At 69.4% G+C, this 23,718-nt stretch carries 18 protein-coding genes, 1 tRNA gene and 1 other RNA gene; 16 read left to right on the forward strand and 4 right to left on the reverse strand.

Going from position 1 to position 23,718, the window contains the following annotated elements; genetic code table 11:
• Positions 1–71: 71 nt before the first annotated feature.
• Positions 72–2,012, reverse strand: a complete 1,941-nt coding sequence (locus ACI3KS_RS05960) for a DEAD/DEAH box helicase family protein (RefSeq protein ID WP_404916201.1) — start codon at positions 2,010–2,012, stop codon at positions 72–74.
• Between the two features lie 50 nt (positions 2,013–2,062).
• On the opposite strand from ACI3KS_RS05960, the gene ffs reads away from it, so the two are divergent.
• The 16 genes from ffs (at position 2,063) to ACI3KS_RS06040 (ending at position 22,272) form a co-directional block, all read left to right on the forward strand.
• Positions 2,063–2,159: signal recognition particle sRNA small type (gene ffs, locus ACI3KS_RS05965), an RNA gene on the forward strand.
• A 55-nt stretch (positions 2,160–2,214) separates the two neighbouring features.
• Positions 2,215–2,814: a rhomboid family intramembrane serine protease gene (locus tag ACI3KS_RS05970; RefSeq protein ID WP_404916203.1), complete on the forward strand. Its 600-nt coding sequence runs from the start codon at positions 2,215–2,217 to the stop codon at positions 2,812–2,814.
• 96 nt (positions 2,815–2,910) lie between these two features.
• On the forward strand, positions 2,911–5,028 hold the full coding sequence (gene pta / locus ACI3KS_RS05975) for a phosphate acetyltransferase (protein ID WP_404916205.1): 2,118 nt from the start codon (positions 2,911–2,913) through the stop codon (positions 5,026–5,028).
• Positions 5,025–6,245, forward strand: coding sequence for an acetate/propionate family kinase (locus tag ACI3KS_RS05980; RefSeq protein WP_404916207.1), 1,221 nt, complete (start codon positions 5,025–5,027; stop codon positions 6,243–6,245). The genes pta and ACI3KS_RS05980 overlap by 4 nt, the downstream gene beginning before the upstream one ends.
• A 219-nt stretch (positions 6,246–6,464) precedes the next feature.
• Positions 6,465–7,256 (forward strand): HAD family hydrolase, encoded by a 792-nt coding sequence (locus tag ACI3KS_RS05985; RefSeq protein ID WP_404916209.1) that lies wholly within the window; start codon positions 6,465–6,467, stop codon positions 7,254–7,256.
• Positions 7,253–9,760 (forward strand): glycoside hydrolase family 65 protein, encoded by a 2,508-nt coding sequence (locus ACI3KS_RS05990; protein ID WP_404916211.1) that lies wholly within the window; start codon positions 7,253–7,255, stop codon positions 9,758–9,760. The genes ACI3KS_RS05985 and ACI3KS_RS05990 overlap by 4 nt, the downstream gene beginning before the upstream one ends.
• A 4-nt stretch (positions 9,761–9,764) precedes the next feature.
• Positions 9,765–10,805: a DUF2207 family protein gene (locus ACI3KS_RS05995; protein WP_404916213.1), complete on the forward strand. Its 1,041-nt coding sequence runs from the start codon at positions 9,765–9,767 to the stop codon at positions 10,803–10,805.
• A gap of 78 nt (positions 10,806–10,883) precedes the next feature.
• Positions 10,884–13,457: a DNA polymerase III subunit gamma and tau gene (locus ACI3KS_RS06000; protein WP_404916215.1), complete on the forward strand. Its 2,574-nt coding sequence runs from the start codon at positions 10,884–10,886 to the stop codon at positions 13,455–13,457.
• Positions 13,457–14,050, forward strand: coding sequence for a recombination mediator RecR (gene recR, locus ACI3KS_RS06005; protein ID WP_404916217.1), 594 nt, complete (start codon positions 13,457–13,459; stop codon positions 14,048–14,050). The genes ACI3KS_RS06000 and recR overlap by 1 nt, the downstream gene beginning before the upstream one ends.
• Positions 14,047–14,985: a DMT family transporter gene (locus ACI3KS_RS06010; protein ID WP_404916219.1), complete on the forward strand. Its 939-nt coding sequence runs from the start codon at positions 14,047–14,049 to the stop codon at positions 14,983–14,985. Before recR ends, ACI3KS_RS06010 begins: the two co-directional genes overlap by 4 nt.
• A gap of 225 nt (positions 14,986–15,210) precedes the next feature.
• Positions 15,211–16,491 (forward strand): aspartate kinase, encoded by a 1,281-nt coding sequence (locus ACI3KS_RS06015; protein ID WP_404916221.1) that lies wholly within the window; start codon positions 15,211–15,213, stop codon positions 16,489–16,491.
• Between the two features lie 237 nt (positions 16,492–16,728).
• On the forward strand, positions 16,729–17,793 hold the full coding sequence (locus tag ACI3KS_RS06020) for an aspartate-semialdehyde dehydrogenase (RefSeq protein WP_404916223.1): 1,065 nt from the start codon (positions 16,729–16,731) through the stop codon (positions 17,791–17,793).
• Positions 17,794–18,021: 228 nt separating this feature from the next.
• A complete protein-coding gene (locus ACI3KS_RS06025; RefSeq protein ID WP_404916225.1) occupies positions 18,022–19,494 on the forward strand; it encodes a malate:quinone oxidoreductase in 1,473 nt (490 codons plus the stop codon).
• Positions 19,495–19,502: 8 nt separating this feature from the next.
• The gene (locus ACI3KS_RS06030) at positions 19,503–20,120 is read left to right on the forward strand and encodes a thymidine kinase (RefSeq protein ID WP_404916227.1); all 618 of its coding nucleotides are present in this window, start codon (positions 19,503–19,505) and stop codon (positions 20,118–20,120) included.
• 175 nt (positions 20,121–20,295) lie between these two features.
• Positions 20,296–21,006: a FadR/GntR family transcriptional regulator gene (locus ACI3KS_RS06035; protein ID WP_404916229.1), complete on the forward strand. Its 711-nt coding sequence runs from the start codon at positions 20,296–20,298 to the stop codon at positions 21,004–21,006.
• 9 nt (positions 21,007–21,015) lie between these two features.
• A complete protein-coding gene (locus ACI3KS_RS06040; RefSeq protein ID WP_404916231.1) occupies positions 21,016–22,272 on the forward strand; it encodes an alpha-hydroxy-acid oxidizing protein in 1,257 nt (418 codons plus the stop codon).
• A gap of 63 nt (positions 22,273–22,335) precedes the next feature.
• Here ACI3KS_RS06040 and ACI3KS_RS06045 read toward each other — a convergent pair whose 3' ends face one another.
• From ACI3KS_RS06045 to ACI3KS_RS06055, 3 genes are all read right to left on the reverse strand, one after another.
• A complete protein-coding gene (locus ACI3KS_RS06045) occupies positions 22,336–23,091 on the reverse strand; it encodes an HAD-IIB family hydrolase (RefSeq protein ID WP_404916233.1) in 756 nt (251 codons plus the stop codon).
• Positions 23,088–23,561, reverse strand: a complete 474-nt coding sequence (locus ACI3KS_RS06050; RefSeq protein WP_404916235.1) for a VanZ family protein — start codon at positions 23,559–23,561, stop codon at positions 23,088–23,090. Before ACI3KS_RS06050 ends, ACI3KS_RS06045 begins: the two co-directional genes overlap by 4 nt.
• An 80-nt stretch (positions 23,562–23,641) precedes the next feature.
• Positions 23,642–23,718 (reverse strand) — tRNA-Pro (locus ACI3KS_RS06055).

The raw sequence follows: 23,718 nt of genomic DNA on the forward strand, positions 1-23,718 counted from the left end.
CTCGCTGCATCATCGGTGAGCAGATGGTCGAGCCCACTGACGATGCGGCCGTCCCCTGAGGCATCGAGGCCTCACAGATGGGCGTGCTTGCGGCGCAGGCGGCTCGTCTCGGTGGTGTCGTCGATCGCCAGATGCGGCGGGATGAGACACACCACCGACCAGTTGTGCGCGACCTTGTCGGGCCAGGCCGCGTCCAGGCGCAGCGTGCGGCCGCGCAGCTGCTGCGTGGCCGACGACGTGGTCACCGAGGTGAGGTCGATGAGCGTGTTCACGGCGGGGCAGTCCCACCCCTCGCCGAGGAGTCCCCGTGTGCCCACGAGCAGCCGGACGTCACCGCGGCGGATCAGCTCCGACACCGCCGTCACGACGGCGCCGCCCCGTTCGGGCGTGCGGAGGTCGCGGCTCGCGCCGGTGCTCGGCAGCACCTCGACCGGGCTCCCGAGCAGTCGGGAGAGAGCGGCGGCCGTCCGATCGGCGGAGGCCGCGGCGACGCGGAGGTGCCGAGACGTGAGCAGTACAGGGTCGAGTCGCGCGGTGACGGGGTCTGCGACGAGCAGATCGAAGGTGCGCAGGGCGCCTGCGGCGAACGCCCCTGCCTGCCCTCGGCTGTTGCCGTGCTCGACGAAATCGGTGACCACGACGGCGCGCACCCGGTCGCCCTCGTCACCGGCCAGCTCTTCGTGCAGGATCTCGACGGCGGCCCTGTCCTTCGCCTCGGAATGTGCGAGAACCGTGTCGATGGGATCTCGCCCTCGCCGCAGTCCCCGGTCGGTGAGCTGCAGGCCGAAGTCGGCGAGAGCGCGTTTCACGTACTCCCACTGCCGGCGGGCACCGGGGTCGGGGAGCAGGCGATCGAGCGCGAATCGGGTGATCGTGGTCAGCAGATCGTCGCTCGTGCACCGATCGAGCAGCACCGCGGGCAGGAGCGCGACGAGCGGATGCTCCGGCACGAGTTCGCGCAGCACCACGGCGCTCGTGCGCGCTGCGGTGAAGTCCTCGGCGAGGGCGAGATCGAGCCTCGCCTGCGGATCGTCGGGCCCGGCGGGAGGCTGCAGCCTCTGCTCCAGATACGAGACACCGTCGGGGGTCGACAGCACCTGCACGAGCAGATCGCCGAGCAGCCGCTCCCGACCGTGCAGGAACGACATCTCGGCCGGCGTCGGCTCGGTGAACCGCACGTGATCCCGATAAGGAGCCAAGTGCCCCTCCTTCACGACCGCCGGGGTGGGCACCTCGTGATCGACGTCGCCCAGCAGCTGCGTGTAGTTCTCGAACTCGTTCCCGTCGTCGGGAGACGGCAGCGTCGCCGTGAGGCCGATGAGAAGCGGCCGGCCACCGGACGCGCGGATGCGCGCGGCCAGGTAGGCCACGACGAGCGCCCAGTGATCGAGCAGATGGTGGCATTCGTCGAGCACGATCGTGCGCACTCCGGATGCGACGAGCCCGTCGATCAGCGCGACGGCGTTCGGATGCAGCACCCGCGCGAGCTCTTCCGGATGCCGACGGGCGAAACGGGAGCGCAGCGACCTCACCCGTCGCCGCAGACCCGCACGGTGCGCGCTCGGGTTGTCGATCGCGAGCTCGGCCAGCCAGGTGGCGACATCCGTCTCGGTGCGTCCGGCGGCGACGAGCTCGTCGATCCACACCGCGCGTGCGAGCTGCTCGAACGGAGACCCGTCTCCGGTGACGCTGAGCAGTTGGTAGGTGAGAACGGTGAGATCGGCGTCCGCAGCCGGATCATCCGAGGCGCGGTCCGGCTCCGGCACGAGGCCACGGGCGGTGCGCAGCCACTGCTCTCTGATGGTCAGGCTCGGCGTCAGCACGAGCGTGCGGCGTCCTTCGCGCGCTGCGAGCAGGAGGCCGAGGAGCGTCTTGCCGGAACCAGGAGGGGCGACGATGTGCCAGGGCCCGTCAGTGCCCGCGGAGATCCGCTCGAGCACCTCCGCCTGATACGTGCGCAGCACGCCGTCGAACGACCACGACAGCAGCGGTGCGGGCGTCGGCTCATCCATGGCCGTCCCAGTCTGTCAAAGGGGTGCCCCGAACATCGGCTAGACTGATCCACGGCTCTCCGCGTGGCGGCATCCAGGCCAATTCCCCCAGGGCGGAGACGCAGCAAGGGTAACCGGGCTCTGCTGGGTGCGCGGAGAGTCATTTCTCTTCTCGGGGGTGCTCGCCCAGCCGTCTCAGGGCATCGCCTGGAAGAATCGGCAGGTGACCACCGCCGCGCAGCCGTCCGGAACCCTCAGCCGCTTCCTCTCGCCGCTCGCCCTGTTGGCGCTCATGTGGGTCGTGCAGCTCGCCGATGCGATCCTCCCCGGATCCTTCTCGGGGTGGGGCATCCGTTCCTGGGATCCTTCCGGACTCCTCGGCATCCTCTTCGCGCCGCTGCTGCACTCGGGCTGGCCGCACCTGATCGGCAACTCGATCCCGTTCCTCGTGCTCGGCTGCATCGTCGCGGCCGAAGGCACGCGCCGCTTCTGGGCGGTGACCGGCGTGATCGCTGTGATCGGCGGCGTCGGCACCTGGATCGTCAACACCCCGGGGACTCTCACGGTCGGTGCGTCCGGCCTCGTGTTCGGGTACTTCGGCTACCTCGTGGCGCGGGTGTTCGCGCCTGGCCGTGTCTCGCACCGCATCCTGTACGCCGTGATCGCGCTGATCGTGATCGGGATCTATGGCGGCACGATGCTCGCCGGAGTCTTCGGCGTCAGTGCGGGGATCTCGTGGCAGGGGCACCTGTTCGGGGCGGTCGGCGGCGCGCTCGCCGCGTTCGTCGGACGACGGGGCGCTGTCGACCGCCGAGCCGGCTGACGCGGCGCCCACGATCCGGATGCTCCGCACATCAGGATCGTGCGGATGCTCTCCGTCCCCGGACGGCGCAAAGGAAGGGCCGCCTAAGCTGGAGTCGTGGCGCAGAGCATCTACATCACCTCGGCCGAAGGCCATACCGGCAAGTCGACGATCGCCCTCGGAGTGCTCGACGCACTGATGAGGGTCACCCCGCGCGTGGGGGTGTTCCGGCCGATCGCGCGCTCGGTCACCGAGCGCGACGAGATCCTCGAGCTGTTGCTCGCCCATGACGGCGTGCACCTCGACTACGACGACTGCGTGGGCGTGACCTACGACGACGTGCGCGACGATCCCGACCGCGCATTGGCGACGATCGTGGCCCGGTTCAAGGCCGTCGAAGCGCAGTGCGACGCGGTCGTCATCATCGGCAGCGACTACACCGATGTCGGCAGCCCCGCCGAACTCGGCTTCAACGCACGCATCGCCGCGAATCTCGCCGCACCCGTGCTCCTCGTGCTCTCCGGTCGCGACCAGCAGCGTCAGGCCGAGCAGCTCGGCACCACGACCGCCCGTCCGGCATCCGCCGTCGGACAGGTCGCCGCTCTCGCGCTGGCCGAGCTCGAGGCCGAGCGCGCAGAGCTCTTCGCGGTGATCGTCAACCGCGCAGACCGTGATGCGCTCCCCGAGATCTCCGCCTCCGTCGCCGCGGTTCGCCCCGATCGCAGCACGCCCGTCTGGGCGATCCCCGAAGACCGCACGCTCGTCGCTCCCTCGATCCGCGGCATCCTCTCGGCGGTGGACGGGCGCCTGCTGAAGGGCGATCCCGACCGGCTCGCCCGCGAGGCGCTGTCCATCGTCGTCGCCGGCATGTCGATGGTCAACGTGCTGCCGCGCATCACCGAGGAATCCGTCGTGGTGATCCCCGCTGATCGCACCGAGGTGCTGCTGGCGACCCTGCTGGCCGACGCCTCCGGTACGTTCCCACGCGTCGCCGGCATCATCCTCAACGGGCCGTTCCCGCTGCCGGAGCCGATCGTGCAGCTGCTCGACGGCTTCTCCTCGACGGTGCCGATCATCGCCACCGATCTCGGGACCTACGACACCGCGGTGCGCGTCATGGGTGCGCGAGGACGCATCTCTGTCGAGTCCCGCGGCCGCTACGACCGGGCGCTCGGGCTGTTCCAGTCGCACGTCGACGTGACCGAGCTCACCACTCAGCTGGGTCTCGCCGAGTCCCGCGTGGTGACGCCGCTCATGTTCGAGTACGCGCTCATCGAGCGCGCCAGGGCCGACCGTCGCCGGATCGTCCTGCCCGAGGGCGACGACGACCGCATCCTGCAGGCCGCAGCGACGCTGCTGGCACGCGACGTCGCCGACCTCACGATCCTCGGCGACGAGGCCGCGATCCGCGCACGATCCGTCGAACTGGGGGTCGACATCTCCGCGGCCCAGGTGCTGAGCCCCACCGATCCAGAGCTCGTCGCCCGCTTCGCCGAGGAGTGCGCGCGCCTGCGCGCGCACAAGGGCATCACCCTGGCCCAGGCCGCCGACACCGTCACCGACGTCTCGTACTTCGGCACGATGATGGTGCACCTCGGCCTTGCCGACGGCATGGTCTCCGGCGCCGCGCACACCACCGCGCACACGATCCGTCCGTCGTTCGAGATCATCAAGACCAAGCCGGGCGTGAACGTCGTCTCCAGCGTGTTCCTGATGGCGCTCGCCGACCGGGTGCTCGTCTACGGCGACTGCGCGGTGATCCCCGACCCCACCAGCGAACAGCTCGCCGACATCGCGATCTCGTCCGCGGCGACGGCGCGCCAGTTCGGCATCGATCCGCGGGTCGCGATGCTGTCGTACTCGACGGGGGAGTCCGGGTCGGGAGCCGACGTCGACAAGGTGCGAGCGGCGACCGCCCTTGTGCACGAGCGCGCACCCGAGCTGCTGGTCGAAGGGCCGATCCAGTACGACGCGGCCGCCGACGCCGCGGTCGCGAAGGCCAAGCTGCCCGGATCCGAGGTCGCCGGACGCGCCACGGTGTTCGTGTTCCCCGACCTGAACACCGGCAACAACACGTACAAGGCGGTGCAGCGTTCCGCCGGTGCCGTCGCGATCGGGCCGGTCCTGCAGGGGCTGAACAAGCCGATCAACGACCTGTCGCGCGGAGCGCTCGTCGACGACATCGTCAACACCGTGGCGATCACCGCCATCCAGGCGCAGGGAGAGACGGCATGAGCGCGATCCTCGTCATCAACAGCGGATCCTCGTCGCTGAAGTACAGCCTCATCGACGTCGAGCTCGGGCACGAGCTCGCGGCAGGCCTCGTCGAGCGCATCGGTCAGGAGACCAGCCCGGTGCAGCACAAGGTGCGCCCGGCACCGACGACGGGTGCCGCGCCCACGATGCTCGGCGCCACCTATGAGAGCGAGCGCCCGATCGCCGATCACCGCGCGGCGTTCGCGGTGATGCTCGAGCAGTTCGCCGAGCACGGGCCCTCGCTCGAGACGACCCCGCCCGCCGCCGTCGGGCACCGGGTGGTCCACGGAGGGGCGAGGTTCTTCGCGCCGACGCTGATCGACGCCGACGTTGAGCGCAACATCGACGAACTCGCGGTGCTCGCTCCGCTGCACAACCCGGCGAACCTCGCGGGCATCCGTGCAGCGCGTGCGGTGTTCGCCGACGTCCCGCATGTCGCCGTCTTCGACACCGCGTTCCACCAGACGCTTCCGGCTGCCGCATTCACCTACGCGATCGACGCCGAGCTCGCGCGCGAGCACCGCGTGCGCCGGTACGGCTTCCACGGCACCAGCCACCAGTTCGTGAGCGAGTCCGCCGCCGCGTTCCTCGGACGCGACCTCGCGGGGCTGCGGCAGCTGGTGTTCCACCTCGGCAACGGCGCATCGGTCACGGCGATCGACGGCGGACGTTCGGTGGAGACGTCGATGGGTCTCACCCCGCTCGAAGGTCTCGTCATGGGCACCCGCTCGGGGGACATCGATCCTGCCGCCCTGTTGCACCTCGCCCGCCGCGCGGGGTACTCGATCGACGAGCTCGACGCGCTGTTGAACTCCCGCAGCGGACTCAAGGGTCTCGCCGGTCGCAGCGACATGCGCGACATCCTCGCCGGGCGTGAGGCGGGGGAGGAGGCGTCGACGCTGGCGTTCGACGTCTACATCCACCGCCTGCGGGCCTACGCCGGCTCGTACATCGCCCAGCTCGGCGGCGTCGACGTGATCTCGTTCACCGCGGGCGTGGGCGAGAACGCCGCGGCGGTGCGCGCCGAGGCCATGGCGACGCTGGGCTTCGCGGGCGTCGAGATCGACCACGACCGCAACGCGGAGCGCGGACGCGGCATCCGTCGCATCTCCACCGATGACTCGCGCGTGACCGTGCTCGTGGTGCCGACGAACGAGGAGCTGCAGATCGCCCGGCAGACCGCGGAGCTGCTCTGACGGCGCTCGCGAACGTCGTCGAGTTCACGTGCACTCGCCGAGAGCACGACCTGTAGACGCGGATTTCGCGTGCACTCGCCGACCGCACGTGAAGTCGACGGCGTGGCGGGTGTGCAAGGGGGTTAACTCTGCCCTCGGACGGCACTACGCTGGCAGTCGTCCTCATTGGATGTGGCACGAGAGGTGCCGAACCCCCCTGTCCTTCTCCTGGAGGTTCCCGTGCCCGAAGATCTGCCCGACCTGATGACCGCCGAAGGCGTGCTGTTCGACCTCGACGGTGTGCTCACCCCGACCGCCGAAGTGCACATGCGCGCCTGGAAGTCGGTGTTCGACGAGGTGTTCGCCCGCTGGAGCATCGAGCCGCCGTACACCGACGCCGACTACTTCGACTACGTCGACGGCAAGAAGCGCTACGACGGCGTCGCCAGCCTCATGCACAGCCGCAACGTCGAGATCCCGTGGGGCACCGTCGACGACGATCCGGAGGCCGAGACCATCTGCGGCATCGGCAACCGCAAGAACGCCGCTTTCGCCGCCGCGCTCCGCGCCGAGGGCATCGCTCCCTATCCCGGATCGCTCGCCCTGGTGCAGCGCCTGCACGCCGCGGGCGTCCCGATCGGGGTCGTCTCGAGCTCGAAGAACGCCGAGGAGGTGCTCGGTGCCGCCGGCATCCGCTCCTACTTCCGCGTGGTCGTCGACGGCGTCGTCGCGGAGCGGGAGGGTCTCGCCTCCAAGCCCGCCGCCGACATGTTCCGTGCCGGCGCCGTGGCGCTGGGCGTCGACCCGCTGCGCAGCGTCGCGGTCGAGGACGCGACCTCCGGCGTCGCCTCGGCGGCCGCAGCCGGCTTCGCGACCGTCGTCGGCGTCGACCGCGGCGCCGGTGCCGAGGCCCTGCGCGCCGTCGGTGCGACCACCGTCGTAGACGACCTCGACGCCTTTCTGACGGATGCCGGACCGGCATCCGCTTCTTCCACCCCCGCAGCACCCTCCGACCCCGAGGAGAACGAGTGATCGACCGCGACCGCTTCCCCGTCGACCCCTGGCGCCTGATCGAGACGCGCTATTCAGAGGACGGGGTCGGTGAGACGCTGTTCGGCGTCGGCAACGGCTACCTGGGTCTGCGCGGCAACCACATCGAGGGCCGCGGCTCGCATGAGCACGGCACCTTCATCAACGGGCTGCACGAGACCTGGCCGATCCGTCACGCCGAGCAGGCCTACGGTTTCGCCGAGGTCGGCCAGACGATCGTCAACGCCCCCGATGCGAAGGTCATGCGCGTCTACGTCGACGACGAGCCCGTCTCGCTCGATGACGCCGATGTGCGCGAGTACCGTCGCACGCTCGACATGCGCACCGGCGTGCTCGAGCGCGTCGTCGTGTGGGAGACCCCCTCGGGCAAGCGCGTGCGCATGCGCGACGAGCGCATCGTGAGCTTCGAGGCGCGCCATCTGGCGATCCTGCGGCTCGAGGTGGTCGTGGAGAACTCCGACGCTCCTGTGACGATCAGCTGCCAGATTCTGAACCGGCAGGATGGCGCGGGGGTATACGCCGGCACCCCGGCCGAGGCCAAGGGCGGAGCAGGGTTCGACCCGCGCAAGGCCGAGAAGATCTCAGACGACCGCGTCCTCGAGCCGGCGGAGTACTGGCAGGACGGTCTGCGGTCTGCGCTGTCGTACCGCGTCGCGGCCTCGGGCATGACCGTCGCGGTCGTCGCCGACCACATCATCGAGACCGAGAACGAGTACACCGCGCGCACCCTCGTCGAGCCGGACATCGCGAAGAACGTCTTCCGCGTGCAGGCAAAGGCGGGAGTGCCGATCACGGTCACCAAGCTCGTCAGCTACCACACGTCGCGCGGCGTGCCCGCTCGTGAACTGGTCGACCGGTGCCGTCGCTCCCTCGACCGCGCGGCGCTCGAGGGCGTCAGCATCCAGTTCGCCCGGCAGGCCGAGTGGCTCGCCGCGTTCTGGGAGCGCAGCGACGTGCAGATCGGCGGTCACGACGACCTGCAGCAGGCGACCCGGTGGTGCCTGCTGCAGCTCGCCCAGGCATCCGCCCGCGCAGACGGCGTCGGCGTCGCGGCGAAGGGCGTCACCGGCTCCGGCTACAGCGGCCACTACTTCTGGGACACCGAGATCTACGTCCTGCCGTTCCTCACCTACACCTCGCCGCAGTGGGCGCGGAACGCGCTGCGCGCTCGGGTGCAGATGCTCCCGGCATCCCGTCGCCGTGCCGCCCAGCTCAACGAGGCCGGAGCGCTGTTCCCGTGGCGCACGATCAACGGCGAGGAGGCCTCGGCGTACTACGCCGCCGGCACCGCGCAGTACCACATCAACGCCGACGTGAGCTTCGCGCTCGGCAAGTATGTGCGGGCCACCGGCGACGAGGATTTCCTGCGCCGCGAGGGCGCCGACATCGCGATCGAGACGGCACGCCTGTGGGCGACACTGGGATTCTGGCGCAGCTCGCGGACGGATGCCGGGGAGGGCGTGTCGACGTTCCACATCCACGGCGTCACCGGGCCCGACGAGTACACCACGGTCGTGAACGACAACCTCTACACGAACGTCATGGCGCGCTACAACCTGCGCTACGCGGCGCGGATCGTGCGCGAGATCGCCGACACGCACCCCGAGGAGTACGAGCGGCTCGCCCAGCGCACCGGGCTCGGCGCCGACGAGGCGGCAGAGTGGGATCGCGCCGCCGAGGCGATGTTCATCCCGTACAGCCCCGGCCTCGGCATCCACCCGCAGGACTCGCTGTTCCTCGAGCGGGAGGTGTGGGACCTCGCGCACACGCCCGACTCGCAGCGCCCGTTGCTGCTGCACTTCCACCCGCTGGTGATCTACCGGTTCCAGGTGCTCAAGCAGGCGGACGTCGTGCTCGCCCTGTTCCTGCAGGGCAACCACTTCACGCCGGAGGAGAAGAAGGCCGACTTCGACTACTACGACCCGCTGACGACCGGTGACTCGACGCTGTCGGCCGTGGTGCAGTCGATCCTCGCGGCGGAGGTGGGCTATCAGGACCTCGCACTGGAGTACTTCGAGCAGTCGATCTACGTCGACCTGCACGACCTGCACCACAATGCGGCCGACGGCGTGCACGTCGCCTCGGCGGGTGGCGTCTGGACGGCCCTGGTCAGCGGCTTCGGCGGCATGCGCGACTACGCCGGAGAGCTGAGCTTCGACCCCCGGCTGCCCGCGGACTGGCCCTCGCTGTCGTACCGGTTGCAGTGGCAGGGATCGTCGCTGCAGATCACGCTCACGGCTGAGACGCTCACCGTCGAGGTGCGCTCCGGCGAGGCGGTCGCCTTCACGGTGCGCGGCGAGTCGTTCACGGCGTCGGTGTCGGATGCCGCGGTCGTCGCGCTCGCGGACCAGGGCCCGCGGATCCCGGGGCGGCCCACGCTGCGCCAGTTCGAAGACGCCCGACGAGACGACGGGACGCGGCTGTCGGCATCCGTGCCCGTGATCACGTCGGCGATCCCGATCGTCGACGCGGACTCGCTCGACTGACCCGATGACCGGAATGGTCGTCACCGCGGCGGTCATCCCCGCGGTGATCCTGCTGCTGTGCGCCGTGCTCGCGCGGTGGCGCTCTTCGAGGCGCCCGCCGTCGCTCGGCGTGTGGTTCGCGCCGCTTCCCGGTTCGTCCGTGCTGTACGACGCGCTGCTGTGGGGGCAGGATCGCCGGGCGATCTCGGCGGTCGTCGTGGATCTCGCTGTGAACCGGAAGATCCGGCTGATCGCCCAGGAGATCAAGGGCAAGCGCTCGACGATGGGCGCCGAGATCGTCGACGGCGCGCAGTTCACCGCAGACGAGTCCGCCGTGCTGCAGGCCCTGTTCGGTCCGGAGAACTCCCCTGGGCGGGTGCGGAAGTTCTCGAAGGACCGTGTCGCGCTCGCGAACCGACTCGAGCGCATCAGAGATGCAGCGGACGGACGCCTCGCCGATGCCGGCCTGATCCGGCGCGGCAAACGCCGCCTGCCTATCGTGCTGTTGTGGTTCTTCGGCGTCGGCGGTGTCATCGCGACGGCGCTGCTCGCGATCGCGGCTGCGGTGGAGGAGGACGACCTCGCCGCGGCGCTGGCGATCGGCTCTCTGCTCGCGGTGGTCGCCGCGCTGGCGATCACGCCGACCGCGTGGCGGCGCTTCCTGCCCGCATCCGACCCGCTGCGCGCGCATCTCGAGGGCATGCGCGAGTACATCGCTGTGGCCGAACGCGAACCGCTGCGATACCTGCAGTCGGTGCAGGGCGCGGAGCTCCGCGCGGACGTGGCCTCGGATGCCGAGCTGCAACGGTTCCTGCTGAACGAGCGTTTGCTGCCCTACGCAGTGATCTTCGGCGAGGAGAAGAGCTGGGCGCGCATGCTGCGGCTCGAAGGCGATGCGCTGTCGCGCTCCGAGGGGGTGATCGACGCGCTGGCGGGCATCAGCGATCTGCTCACGATCATCGAGCTGACCGGGGGCGCGATCGACCTCGTGCTGTCGCTCGGCGAGCTCTCCGACGGCGTCGGCGGACTCGTCGAGGGCATCGGTGGACTGCTCGACGGACTCTGATCGTTCGGGAGCTCCACAGGGGTGGATGCTCGAGGAGCTCGAGGAGCGAGTGTCCGTGGCACGCCGTAGGCTGTTCTGGTGACCACAGCCCTCTACCGCCGCTACCGGCCCGAGTCGTTCGGCGAGATGATCGGGCAGTCCCAGGTGACCGATCCGTTGATGACCGCGCTGCGCGGTGATCGGGTCGGTCACGCCTATCTGTTCTCCGGTCCGCGTGGCTGCGGCAAGACCACGTCCGCGCGCATCCTGGCCCGCTGCCTGAACTGCGCTGAGGGGCCGACCGACGTGCCATGCGGCACCTGCGACAGCTGCGTCGAGCTCTCGCGCGCCGGCGGCGGGTCGCTCGACGTCGTAGAGATCGACGCCGCGAGCCACAACGGCGTCGACGACGCGCGCGACCTGCGCGAACGCGCCACCTTCGCGCCCAGCCGCGACCGGTACAAGATCTTCATCCTCGACGAGGCGCACATGGTGACGCCGCAGGGGTTCAACGCCCTGCTCAAGCTCGTCGAGGAGCCGCCCGAGCACGTGAAGTTCATCTTCGCGACGACCGAGCCCGAGAAGGTGCTCGGCACGATCCGTTCGCGCACGCACCATTACCCGTTCCGGCTCGTCCCGCCCGCGGCCATGCTCGAGTACGTCGAGAAGCTGTGTGCCGAAGAGGGCGTGGTCGTGGAGCAGGGAGTGCTGCCGCTCGTCGTCCGTGCCGGCGGGGGGTCGCCGCGTGACACGCTGTCGCTGCTCGACCAGCTGATCGCCGGCTCCGACTCTCCTGCGGGCTCCGAGACGGTCACCGTCGCCTACGAGCGGGCGGTCGCGCTGCTCGGCTACACGCACGCGGCCGTGCTCGATGAGATCGTCGATGCGCTCGCCGCGGGCGATGCCGCAGCCGCGTTCCCCGCGATCGACAAGGTCGTGCAGACCGGTCAGGATCCTCGTCGGTTCGTCGACGATCTGCTCGAACGGCTGCGCGACCTCATCGTCATCGCCGCCGTCGGCGAGGGCGCGTCCGCGGTGCTCCGTGGAGTCGCCGAGGACGAGCTCGACCGCATGCGCGGCCAGGCCGCCGTGTTCGGCGCTGGGCGCCTGTCGCGCACGGCAGACATCGTGAGCGCTGCCCTCGATGACATGTCGGGCGCGACGTCGCCGCGTCTGCACCTCGAACTCCTCGTCGCCCGCGTGCTCGCCGGGGGAGCGGATGCCGCGGCTGCGGCCGCCGCGCCGACCTCCCGCCCCGCCGCTTCGACTCCTCCGGCCGCTGCGCCCGTGTCCCGCCCGGTCGCACAGTCTGCTTCCGCCGCGCAGTCCGCTCCGGTCACTGAGCGAGCGAGCGCGCCCGCGTCTCCGGTTGCGGAGCCCGCCGGTACGCCTGTCTCTCCGGTTGCGGAGCCCGCCGGTACCCCTGCCTCTCCGGTTGTCGAGTCCGCCAGCCCGTCCGCGACTCCGGTTGCTGAGCGAGCGAGCGCAGCGAGCGAGACGAAGCACGCCCCTACCGCGCCCGCGCCCGCAGAAGAGCGTGTGGCCGAGCAGACAGTCGCAGCGACCGAGTCTGCCGTCCCCGCACAGGCTCCCGCGCCGTCGGGGCCGGTCACCTTCGACCGGATCGTCGCATCCTGGCATGACGTCCTGACCCGGCTCGCCGACATCAGCCGCTCCTCGTGGCTGCTGGCGACCGCCGTGCAGCCGCTCGCCTACGACACCGACAGCGAGGTGCTCACGCTCGGATTCACGAGCCAGCACGACGTGCAGAAGTTCAAGGGGACGACTCCGGGCAACGGGCCGTCCGACCATCTGCGCACGGCGATCGAGAGCCAGCTCGGCGTCAAGGTCAAGTACCGTCCGGCTCCCCTGCCCGCGGGCGGGGCACCGCGTCAGCCCGCCTCGCCGGGCGTGCCGACAACCGACGCTCCTTCCGCATCGGAGCCTGCGTCAGCGAGGCCATCCCGCCCTCAGGTCCGCGCCGAGTCCTCGGCTCCCGTGACGGAGTGGGCGGTCGCGTCCATCCCGTCGTCGGATGCTGCCCCTCTCGGCGGCACCCCGACGGTTGCTGCATCGCCGTCGACCGTGGCCGCTCCCGACCGGGGCTCACGCCACCAGGACGATGCAGGCTCGCCCTCGCCGGAATCGGCCGGCGTCCCCGCAACCCCGGCGGGTGCCAGGGGCGTCGCCACGGTCGAGGCCCCTGCGGCCGCAGTTGCCGCGCAGCCCGGTGCGGCGCATGCTCCTGCCGCGCAGCTCTCCGCTCCGGCATCCCCATCCGCTGCACCGCGCGCCGACGACCCTCCGTTCCCGGACGAGCCGCCGCCCTACGACGACGAACCGCCCTACGATCCCTACGATGAGCCGGCTCCCGGCTCGGGATCGCCTTACGGCCGCGGCCCCGCCGGCACCGCGGCATCCGGATTCTCCGCAGCGGCATCGTCGGGCTCCGCATCGTCCGGTCCGGCACTGTCGGGCTCCGGATCGCCGCAGCCGGCAGCCGCGGCATCCGCTGCCCCCGAACCGCGGCGTCCGCAGGCCGCCGCACCGGTCGTCACCGAGCGCGCACCCGCAGGCGGAGTGCAGCGCTACGGCGAGGCCGTGATCCGACAGGTGCTCGGCGCGACTTTCGTGCGCGAAGAGCCCTACGAGCCCCCGACGAGGTTCAACTGATGTATGACGGCATCGTCCAGGAACTCATCGACGAGTTCGGCCGGCTTCCCGGCATCGGGCCCAAGTCGGCCCAGCGCATCGCGTTCCACATCCTGCAGACCCCGACGTTCGATGTCGCGCGGCTCTCGGAGCTGCTCACCGAGATCCGCGTCCGGGTGCGGTTCTGCGAGGTCTGCGGGAACGTCGCGGAGCAGGACCGCTGTGCGATCTGCCGCGATCCTCGCCGCAACCCCGAGCTCATCTGCGTGGTCGAGGACGCGAAGGACGTGGCAGCGATCGAGCGCACGCGGGAGTTCCGTGGTCTCTATCATGTGCTGGGTGGAGCGATCAGTCCCATCGCGGGCATCGGCCCCGATGACCTGCGCATCGCCCAGCTGATGAGCCGCCTCGCCGACGGCACCGTGCAGGAGGTCATCCTCGCGACGAACCCGAACCTCGAGGGCGAGGCCACGGCGAGCTACCTCAGCCGCCTGCTCACCTCGATGCAGATCACCGTGTCGCGTCTCGCCTCGGGCCTTCCCGTCGGCGGAGACCTCGAGTACGCCGACGAGGTCACCCTCGGTCGTGCCTTCGAAGGCCGGCGCGTGCTGTGAACGCGTCCGGAGCGTTCACCCGGCGAGGGTGGTTGCTCTTCGCCGCGATGTGCCTGCTCTGGGGCGTGCCGTATCTGCTCATCCGCATCGCCGTCGACTCCATCTCGCCGCCCGCGATCGTCGCCGGCCGCACGCTCATCGCGGCTCTCCTGCTGCTCCCGTTCGCGATCCGATCGGGCGCGCTGAAGGCCGCATGGAAGCAGTGGCCATGGGTGCTCGCGTTCGGACTCGTCGAGATGGCGGGGCCGTTCGTGCTTCTCGGGCATGCCGAGCAGACCCTCCACTCGGGTATGACGGGTCTGCTCGTCGCGACGGTCCCCCTGTTCGCCGCCCTGATCGCGCTCGGCGGCGGCGACCGCGGGGTGCTGCGCCCCGCACGCGCCATCGGTCTCGTCATCGGATTCATCGGAGTGGCGATCGTGGTCGCCGGTCCCGGTCTCTTCGGCGGCGAGGTGAGCCTGTTGGCCGCGGGGGAGATCCTGCTCGTGGCCGTGCTCTACGCGACCGCCCCGTTCATCGTCGCGCGCAAGCTCGCCGACGTGCCATCGATCGGCACCATAACGCTCTCGCTGCTGATGATCGGCATCCTGTACCTGCCGATCGCTGCGCTCACGCAGCACGAGGTGCCGACGGCGACCTCGGTCACCGCCCTCCTGGTGCTCGCCGTCGTCTGCACCGCCGTCGCCTTCCTCGCGTTCTTCGCGCTGATCCGCGAGGTCGGTCCGGTGCGAGCACCGCTGTTCACTTACGTGAACCCGGTCGTCGCGATCGTGCTCGGTGCGCTGGTGCTCGCCGAGCCGCTGACGCCGGGTCTGCTCATCGGCTTCCCGCTGATCATCGCCGGATGCTGGTTCGCCGCGACCGGCGGACGGCTGAGGCCACCGGCATCCGCTGTTCCCGATCTGTCCCCGGGCACACTTCCGCCCGCGCCCTGATCCTCTCGCCCGGGCCGTGGCCCTCTTGCCGGGCGCCGCTGCCGTCGACTTCACGTGCACTCGGCGAGTGCACGGCTTGTCGACGTCAAGTTCCCGTGCGCTCGGCGACTTCACGTGCACTCGACGCGGGACAGCGCGGGGCCACCCGTCACATGCGAAACGGGGCATACGAGCCTTCCGTAGAATGAGCGTGGGCGGATCCGCCCGACATCCCAGGGAGTGAACGTGGCCCTCATCGTGCAGAAGTACGGCGGCTCTTCCGTCGCCGACGCAGAGAGCATCAAGCGCGTCGCCAAGCGCATCGTCGACACCCGCCGCGCAGGGCACGACGTCGTCGTCGCCGTCAGCGCGATGGGCGACACCACCGACGAGCTGCTCGACCTCGCCAACGAGGTGGCTCCGATCCCTGCGCCGCGTGAGCTCGACATGCTGCTCTCCAGCGGAGAGCGGATCTCGATGGCGCTGCTCGCCATGGCCATCCACTCGATGGGTTTCGAGGCCCGGTCGTTCACCGGCAGTCAGGCCGGCATGATCACCGACTCGCAGCACGGCGCGGCACGCATCGTCGACGTCACGCCGGTGCGCCTGCGCGAAGCGCTCGACGAGGGCGCGATCGTCATCGTCGCCGGCTTCCAGGGCTTCAACCGCGACACCCGCGACATCACCACCCTCGGCCGCGGCGGATCCGACACCACCGCCGTCGCGCTGGCCGCGGCGCTCAAGGCCGACGTGTGCGAGATCTACAGCGACGTCGACGGCATCTTCACGTCGGACCCGCGCGTGATCCCCAAGGCGCAGAAGCTCGACCACATCTCCAGCGAGGAGATGCTCGAGCTCGCCGCCAACGGCGCCAAGGTGCTGTACATCCGCGCGGTCGAGTACGCACGCCGTCACGGCGTCCTGATCCACGCCCGCTCGACGTTCTCGTCGGCCGAGGGCACCTATGTTCTGGGCGAGGGCATGAAGAACCCCCGCGAATCCGAGGGAGAAGCCATGGAAGAGCCGATCGTCGCGGGAGTCGCCACTGACTTCGGACAGGCCAAGATCACCGTCGCGGGTGTCCCCGACGTTCCCGGCAAGGCCGCGGAGATCTTCAAGATCGTCGCCAAGTCGGGTGCGAACGTCGACATGATCGTGCAGAACGTGTCGGCGACGGGCCGCACCGACATCTCATTCACGGTTCCCAAGGCGGATGCTGCGGCGGCGCTCAAGTCGCTCGCCGCCGAGCAGACCGAGGTCGGCTTCCAGAACCTCGTGCACGACGACCAGATCGGCAAGCTCTCGGTCGTCGGCGCCGGCATGCGCACGCACTCCGGCGTCTCCGCCGTGCTGTTCGAGGCTCTCTCGGCCGGCGGCATCAACATCGAGATGATCTCGACCTCCGAGATCCGCATCTCGGTCGTACTCCGCGACGCCGACCTCGCCGAGGCCGCGCGCACCGTGCACACCGCGTACGGACTCGACGGCGACGTCGAGGCCACGGTTCACGCCGGCACCGGCCGCTGACCCCCCGGCCGACCGGTCACTGCGCCCGGCCGAGCGGTCCCGATCCGCTGACCCGGTCCCGATCCGCTGAAGGATCCGCGACTTCCATCGGCGCATCGTGACACCGTCGGCGAACCGTGACACCGATCCGCCACGGTAGACTCGCCGAAACCTGACATCGGCGCCAGGCGCGGCATCCGCATCCCGACGCCGCGCCTCGCGCTTCGCACGCAATACCGTACGACGCCAAGGAAGAACATGACCCGCATCTCCGACTCAGGACTCTCCGTCGCCATCGTGGGCGCCACCGGCCAGGTGGGCACCGTGATGCGCGAGATTCTCGCCGAGCGGGCGTTCCCGATCCGCGAACTGCGCCTGTTCTCGTCGGCCCGCTCCGCAGGAACCGCCATCGAGTTCGGTGGCGCGACCGTCATCGTCGAGGACGTCGAGAAGGCGGATGCCGAGGGCATCGACATCGCCCTCTTCTCGGCCGGCGCCACCGCGAGCCGTGCCTATGCGCCCCGCTTCGCAGAGGCCGGAGCTGTCGTCGTGGACAACTCGAGCGCATGGCGCAACGACCCCGAGGTCCCCCTCGTGGTGAGCGAGGTCAACCCGCACGCGATCGACGACCGTCCCAAGGGCATCATCGCGAACCCGAACTGCACGACGATGGCCGCGATGCCGGTGCTCAAGGTGCTCGACGCCGAAGCCGGTCTCGAGCGCCTCATCGTGTCGACCTATCAGGCCGTCTCCGGCTCAGGTCTCGCCGGTGCGCAGGAGCTCCTCGGCCAGGTCGAGGGCGTGCTCGCACAGGGTGACACCCTGCGTCTCGTGCACGACGGCTCGGCGATCGACTTCCCGCAGCCCGAGAAGTACGTCGCCCCGATCGCCTTCGATGTCATCCCGTTCGCGGGCAACCTCGTCGACGACGGCGACAACGAGACCGACGAGGAGAAGAAGCTCCGCAACGAGAGCCGCAAGATCCTCGAGCTGCCCGATCTGCGCGTCGCCGGCACCTGTGTGCGCGTCCCCGTCTTCACCGGGCACTCGCTGTCGATCCACGCCGAGTTCGCGAACGAGCTCACCCCCGCTCGCGCCACGGAGATCCTCGCGACCGCCCCCGGCGTCGCGCTCGAAGAGGTCCCGACCCCGCTGCAGGCCGCGGGTAAGGACCCGAGCTTCGTCGGCCGCATCCGCGCCGACCAGTCGGCTCCCGAGGGCAAGGGCCTCGTGCTGTTCATCAGCAATGACAACCTGCGCAAGGGTGCGGCGCTCAACGCCGTGCAGATCGCCGAGGTCCTCGCGGAGCGCCTCAGCGCCTGACCCTCCCGCTGATCGCCGCGGAGGTTTTGCGGTGGATGTGAACTTCTGCGGCCCGTTTCCTCGAAATGGGCCGCAGAAGTTCAATCCGGCCGCCGAAGTTGTGGCTTCGGCATCCGGTTTCGCCCCGTCGTGGATGATAGCCGCACGGCATCCCCGCGATCCGGAACCGGTCTCGCCGAGGGCTCCCGCATGGTCAGCGTGTCGGATGCCGCGAACTAGACTGTCCTGGTGACCGAAACAGTCGATGTCGTCCTGATCGGCGGTGGCATCATGAGCGCCACCCTGGGTACCCTCCTGCACGAGCTGCAGCCGGAGTGGAAGATCGTCGCATTCGAGCGACTCTCCGATGTGGCGCAGGAGTCCTCCAACCCCTGGAACAACGCCGGCACCGGTCACGCCGCGCTCTGCGAACTGAACTACATGCCGCAGCAGGGCGATGCGCCGCTCGACCCGGCGAAGGCGATCTCGATCAACGAGCAGTTCCAGCAGAGCCGCCAGTTCTGGTCGACGCTGGTCGAGAAGGGCGTGCTCGACGAGCCGTCGACGTTCATCAACGCCACGCCGCACATGACCTTCGTACGTGGTGAGAAGGATGTGGCGTACCTCAAGAAGCGCTACGAGGTGCTCAAGGAACAGCCCCTGTTCGAGGGCATCGAGTACAGCGAGGATTCGCGCGTCATCAACCAGTGGGCGCCCCTGCTCATGCAGCAGCGTCGCAAGGGCGAGCCCTTCGCCGCCACGCGGGTGCCCGCCGGCACCGACGTCGACTTCGGCGCGCTCACCCACCAGCTGTTCGACCATCTGAAGTCCTCGGGCGTCGACCTCCGTCTCAACCACGAGATCAAGAGCCTCAAGAAGCAGAAGGACGGCGGCTGGCTGCTGAACTTCCGCAACACCCTCGGGCACACCCCGAACCAGATCAAGGCGAAGTTCGTCTTCGTCGGTGCCGGCGGGTGGGCGCTCAAGCTGCTGCAGCGGTCGGGTATCGACGAGATCAAGGGGTACGGCGTCTTCCCGATCGGTGGACAGTTCCTGAAGACCTCGAACCCGAAGATCGTCGCCCAGCACAAGGCGAAGGTGTACTCGCAGGCGTCGGTCGGCGCGCCGCCGATGTCGGTGCCGCACCTCGACACCCGGGTGGTCGACGGTGAGGCTTCGCTGCTGTTCGGTCCGTTCGCTACCTTCAGCCCGAAGTTCCTCAAGAACGGGTCGATGCTCGACATCGTCACCCAGGTGCGCACCCACAACCTCTGGCCGATGCTGCGCGTCGCCTTCGCGAACCCCGACCTCATCACGTACCTCGTGAGCGAACTCCTCAAGAACCACCGCAAGAAGGTGCAGAGCCTCAGGACCTTCATGCCCACGGCGAAGGATGAGGACTGGACCCTCATCAACGCCGGCCAGCGTGCCCAGGTCATGAAGAAGGATGCCAAGAAGGGCGGCGTGCTGCAGTTCGGCACCGAGGTCGTCTCTTCGGCCGACGGATCCATCGCCGGTCTTCTCGGTGCTTCTCCGGGCGCATCGACCGCCGTGCCGATCATGCTCGACCTGCTGAAGAAGTGCTTCCCGAAGGAGTATGCGGGGTGGGAGCCGCAGCTGCGCGAGCTGATCCCCACGTTCGGAGAGAAGCTGAACGACGATGCAGCGCTCGCGGAGCGGTCGACGACCGCGACCGCCGAGGTCCTCGGCATCAACGCCTGATCTTCGACGTGGCGAAGCTCTACTTCCGCTACGGAGCGATGAACTCCGGCAAGTCGACGTCGCTGTTGCAGGCGGCGTACAACTACGAGGAGCGCGGTCAACACGTGCTGCTCGCGAAGCCGGCGATCGACACCAAGGGTGCGTCGGAGATCTCGAGTCGCCTCGGGATGACGCGCGAGGTCGACTTCCTCATCGGGGCGGCTGACGATGTGCGAGAGCTCTTCGCCGCGCACGACCGCGGCAAGGACATCGCCTGCCTGCTCATCGACGAGGCTCAGTTCCTGACCGCGGAGCAGGTCGACGATCTGTTCCGCATCGCCGTGGTTGAGGGCATCCCGGTGCTGGCCTACGGCATCCGCAACGACTTCCTCACGCACGCGTTCCCGGGCTCCGCTCGCCTGTTGGCGATCGCGCACTCGCTCGAGGAGCTGAAGACCATCTGCCGCTGCGGTCGCAAGGCCGTGTTCAACGGTCGTGTGATCGGCGGGCGCTTCGTCTTCGACGGCGATCAGGTCGCGATCGACGAGGGGGCCGAGGGCGCCCTCGCAGATGCGGTCGAGGTCACGACGTACGAGTCGCTGTGCGGCTCCTGCTACCTCGAAGAGTCCGGCGGACGCCTGGGCTGAGGCCCGCGTCTGTTCATAACTCCTTTTTCCCGGCTCCTGTTCGCGCGCACCGCGCGGACAGGACTCCTTTGTGTTCCCGCCGTCGAGGAGCTGTGGGCCGATCTTGCGTGGTCTGACCACACGCGGTACTGTGGTCAGACCACATAGCGGTGCCCCAGGATCACGAGGAGAGCGGATGCCGGAACAGCCCCGCGCCTGGCGCGTCGTGCTCGAGCACATCGAGCGCGACCTGCTCGACGGGCGCCTCGGCCCCGGAGACCGCCTGCCGTCGGAGCGCGACCTCTCCGCCGATCTCGGCGTCGGTCGATCGAGTGTCCGCGAGGCATTGCGGGTGCTCGAGGTCATGGGACTCATCCGCACCTCGACCGGATCGGGCCCGCAGGCCGGAGCGATCGTGATCGCGACGCCCAACGGCGGCATGTCGACGCTGCTGCGCCTACAGGTCGCCGCACACGGCTTCCCGCTCGACGACGTCGTGAAGACCCGTCTCGTGCTCGAGGACGCGGTCGTCGCGGCGCTCGCATCGGCATCGGACCGCGACACGACCGTGGCCCGGCGCGTGCTCGCCGCCATGGACGACGAGACGCTCACGGCGAGCGAGTTCCTCGCACTCGATGCACAGCTGCATCTGGCTCTCGCCGAGTCGAGCGGCAACACCGTGATCGCCGCGACCATGGCGGGGCTGCGCACCGCAATCGAGTCCTACGTCCTCGCCGGATCCGAGGCCATCGACGACTGGCAGGGGATGTCTGCGCGTCTCCGCGCCGAACATCACGCCATCGTCGATGCGATCGACAGGGGAGAGGCGGATGCCGCGCGCGCTCTCGTCCACCAGCACATCACCGGCTACTACGCCCACGTACCGGGTCTGAGACCCGCCGACTGAAGGAGCACCATGGTCCAGCGCCAGGTTCCCAATCCCGTCGAGCTCCTCGAGCTCATGAAGTTCAAGAAGCCCGATCTCAACGGCAAGCGCCGCCGTCTGCAGGGGGCCCTGACGATCGACGACCTCCGCACGATCGCCAAGCGCCGCACGCCCAAGGCGGCGTTCGACTACACCGACGGCGCCGCCGAAGGTGAGCTGTCGCTGACGCGTGCGCGCCAGGCGTTCCAGGACGTCGAGTTCCACCCCGGCATCCTCAAGCCCGCACCCGAGGTCGACACCACCGTCGATATCCTCGGCGGTCCCTCCGCGCTCCCGTTCGGGATCGCGCCGACGGGCTTCACGCGCCTCATGCAGACCGAGGGCGAGGTCGCCGGGGCCGGTGCCGCTGCGGCGGCGGGCATCCCGTTCACCCTTTCCACGCTCGGCACGACGTCGATCGAGGGCGTGAAGGCCGCGAACCCGCACGGGCGGAACTGGTTCCAGCTGTATGTCATGCGCGACCGCGAGATCTCCTACGAGCTCACCCGCCGTGCGGCGGCGGCCGGCTTCGACACCCTGCAGTTCACGGTCGACACCCCGGTCGCCGGCGCCCGCCTGCGCGACAAGCGCAACGGCTTCAGCATCCCGCCGCAGCTCACGCTGGGGACGATCGTCAACGCGATCCCTCGGCCGTGGTGGTGGTACGACTTCCTCACGACCCCGAAGCTCGAGTTCGCGTCGCTCAGCACCACGGGCGGCACCGTCGGCGAGCTGCTCGACGCGGCGATGGATCCGACCATCAGCTACGACGACCTCGCAGTGATCCGCGACATCTGGCCCGGGAAGATCCTCATCAAGGGCGTGCAGAACGTCGAGGACTCGGTGCGCCTGCGAGATGCCGGCGTCGACGGCGTCGTGCTCTCGAACCACGGCGGACGTCAGCTCGACCGTGCACCGATCCCGTTCCACTTGCTGCCCGAAGTGCGCAAGGCGGTCGGTGATGACTTCACCGTGATGATCGACACCGGCATCATGAACGGAGCCGACATCGTCGCCGCTGTGGCTCTCGGAGCCGATTTCACGCTGATCGGCCGCGCGTACCTCTACGGCCTGATGGCCGGAGGCCGTTCCGGTGTCGATCGCACGATCGAGATCCTCAAGACCGAGATCGAGCGCACCATGCGCCTGCTCGGGGTCTCGTCTCTGGCCGAGCTCGAGCCGGGCCACGTGACCCAGCTCACCCGCCTGGTGCCGGTCGCGCGTGCGGCTGCGGAGGCCCGCGTGTGATGTGAAGCCGGATGCGACTGAGGCCCCGCCGGGAAGCGGGGCCTCAGTCGTATCCGGGGCGGCTCAGAGCGTGGAGAGCAGGGCGTCGAGCTTGTCGGCGGTGTCCTCCCAGCCCTCGACCGCGACCGAGGGCACGCCGAGCGCGAGCACCGGGTAGTCGTTGCCGCCCTCGTCGAGACGATCTCCGTAGAAGAGCATGGAAGCGAGGGGGATGCCGGTGCGTTCGGCCAGCTCCGTCATGCCGTAGGCCTTGTCGATGCCCGCACGGGTGATGTCGATCGACGTCGAGCCTCCGGCACGCACTTCGAGTCCGGGCAGACGCGCGGCGACCGCATCGCGCAGCGCGAGACGCTTGGCGCCGGTCGGGTCCCAGTCGTGCTTGGCATCGACGGGCGCCTTCTGCCCGAGGGCGGAGAAGGTGATCTGCGAGCCGCGGTCCTCGAGGATGTCACCCCACGGCTTCTCCTCCCAGAGCCCCAGGCGAGATGCTTCTTCGCGCAGCGCTGTGAGTGCCGCAGTCTTCTCCTCGTCGGTCAGATCGTGGGCGTACAGCGGCACGAACTCGACGCCGTCGTGGCGCAGGTAGCGCGTGCCGCACGTGGGCAGCAGGTGCAGGCGAGCGAGGTCGGCGGCATCCGCGTCACCCAGCCGACTGACGACCTGGGACCGGAACTGCTGCTCGTTGCCGCCGGAGATGATGGCCACGTCGACCCGACGCAGTAGGGCGCGCAGCAGATCGGCGATGCGCGGATCGATCGCGCTCTTCGACGGCGCGAGCGTGTCGTCGAGGTCGAACGCGACGAGGGCGGGCGTGGTCATGGGGCCTCCTGGGCGAGTGCGGAGCGCGGAGAGCGCGGGGCGAACAGCAGAGTGCAGAGAAGCGCGACGACCACACCGAACGTGGCCCCGGTCGAATTGGCGATGACGTCCATCGCGGTCGCGGCGCGGTGGGAGAGCAGCAGGAGCTGCGACGTCTCGATCGCGATGGAGATCGCGGGGCCGACGAGCAGTGAGAGCAGCCACACCCGGCGGGGGAGCAGCAGGAACGCCAGGACGCCGATCGGAACGAAGACGAGCACATTGGCGAGGATCTCGAGCCGGGTGAAGTCGAGCGAGGTCCAGCCCAGTCGGTGCGCGCTGCGGAGGACGACGTCGAGCAGGTTCGGCATCCGCTCCTCCACCCGGACAGGGGTGAGGGTCAGGAACGCGATGCCGGCGAGGAACGGGATGCCGAGAAGGAGGGCGATGACGCGCGTACGCGGACGAGGGGAGGGGAGCAGAGAGCTCATCGGCCTTCCCTTCACGAGTCCGTGTACAGCGAGTCCGTGTACAGAGAAGGCCGCCCCTGAGGGCGGCCTTCCGGTGTTACTGGTCGGGGTGACAGGATTTGAACCTGCGACCTCTTCGTCCCGAACGAAGCGCGCTACCAAGCTGCGCCACACCCCG

Origin of the sequence: Microbacterium sp. ZW T5_45 (assembly GCF_044987415.1) — a bacterium.
Classification (GTDB): domain Bacteria; phylum Actinomycetota; class Actinomycetes; order Actinomycetales; family Microbacteriaceae; genus Microbacterium.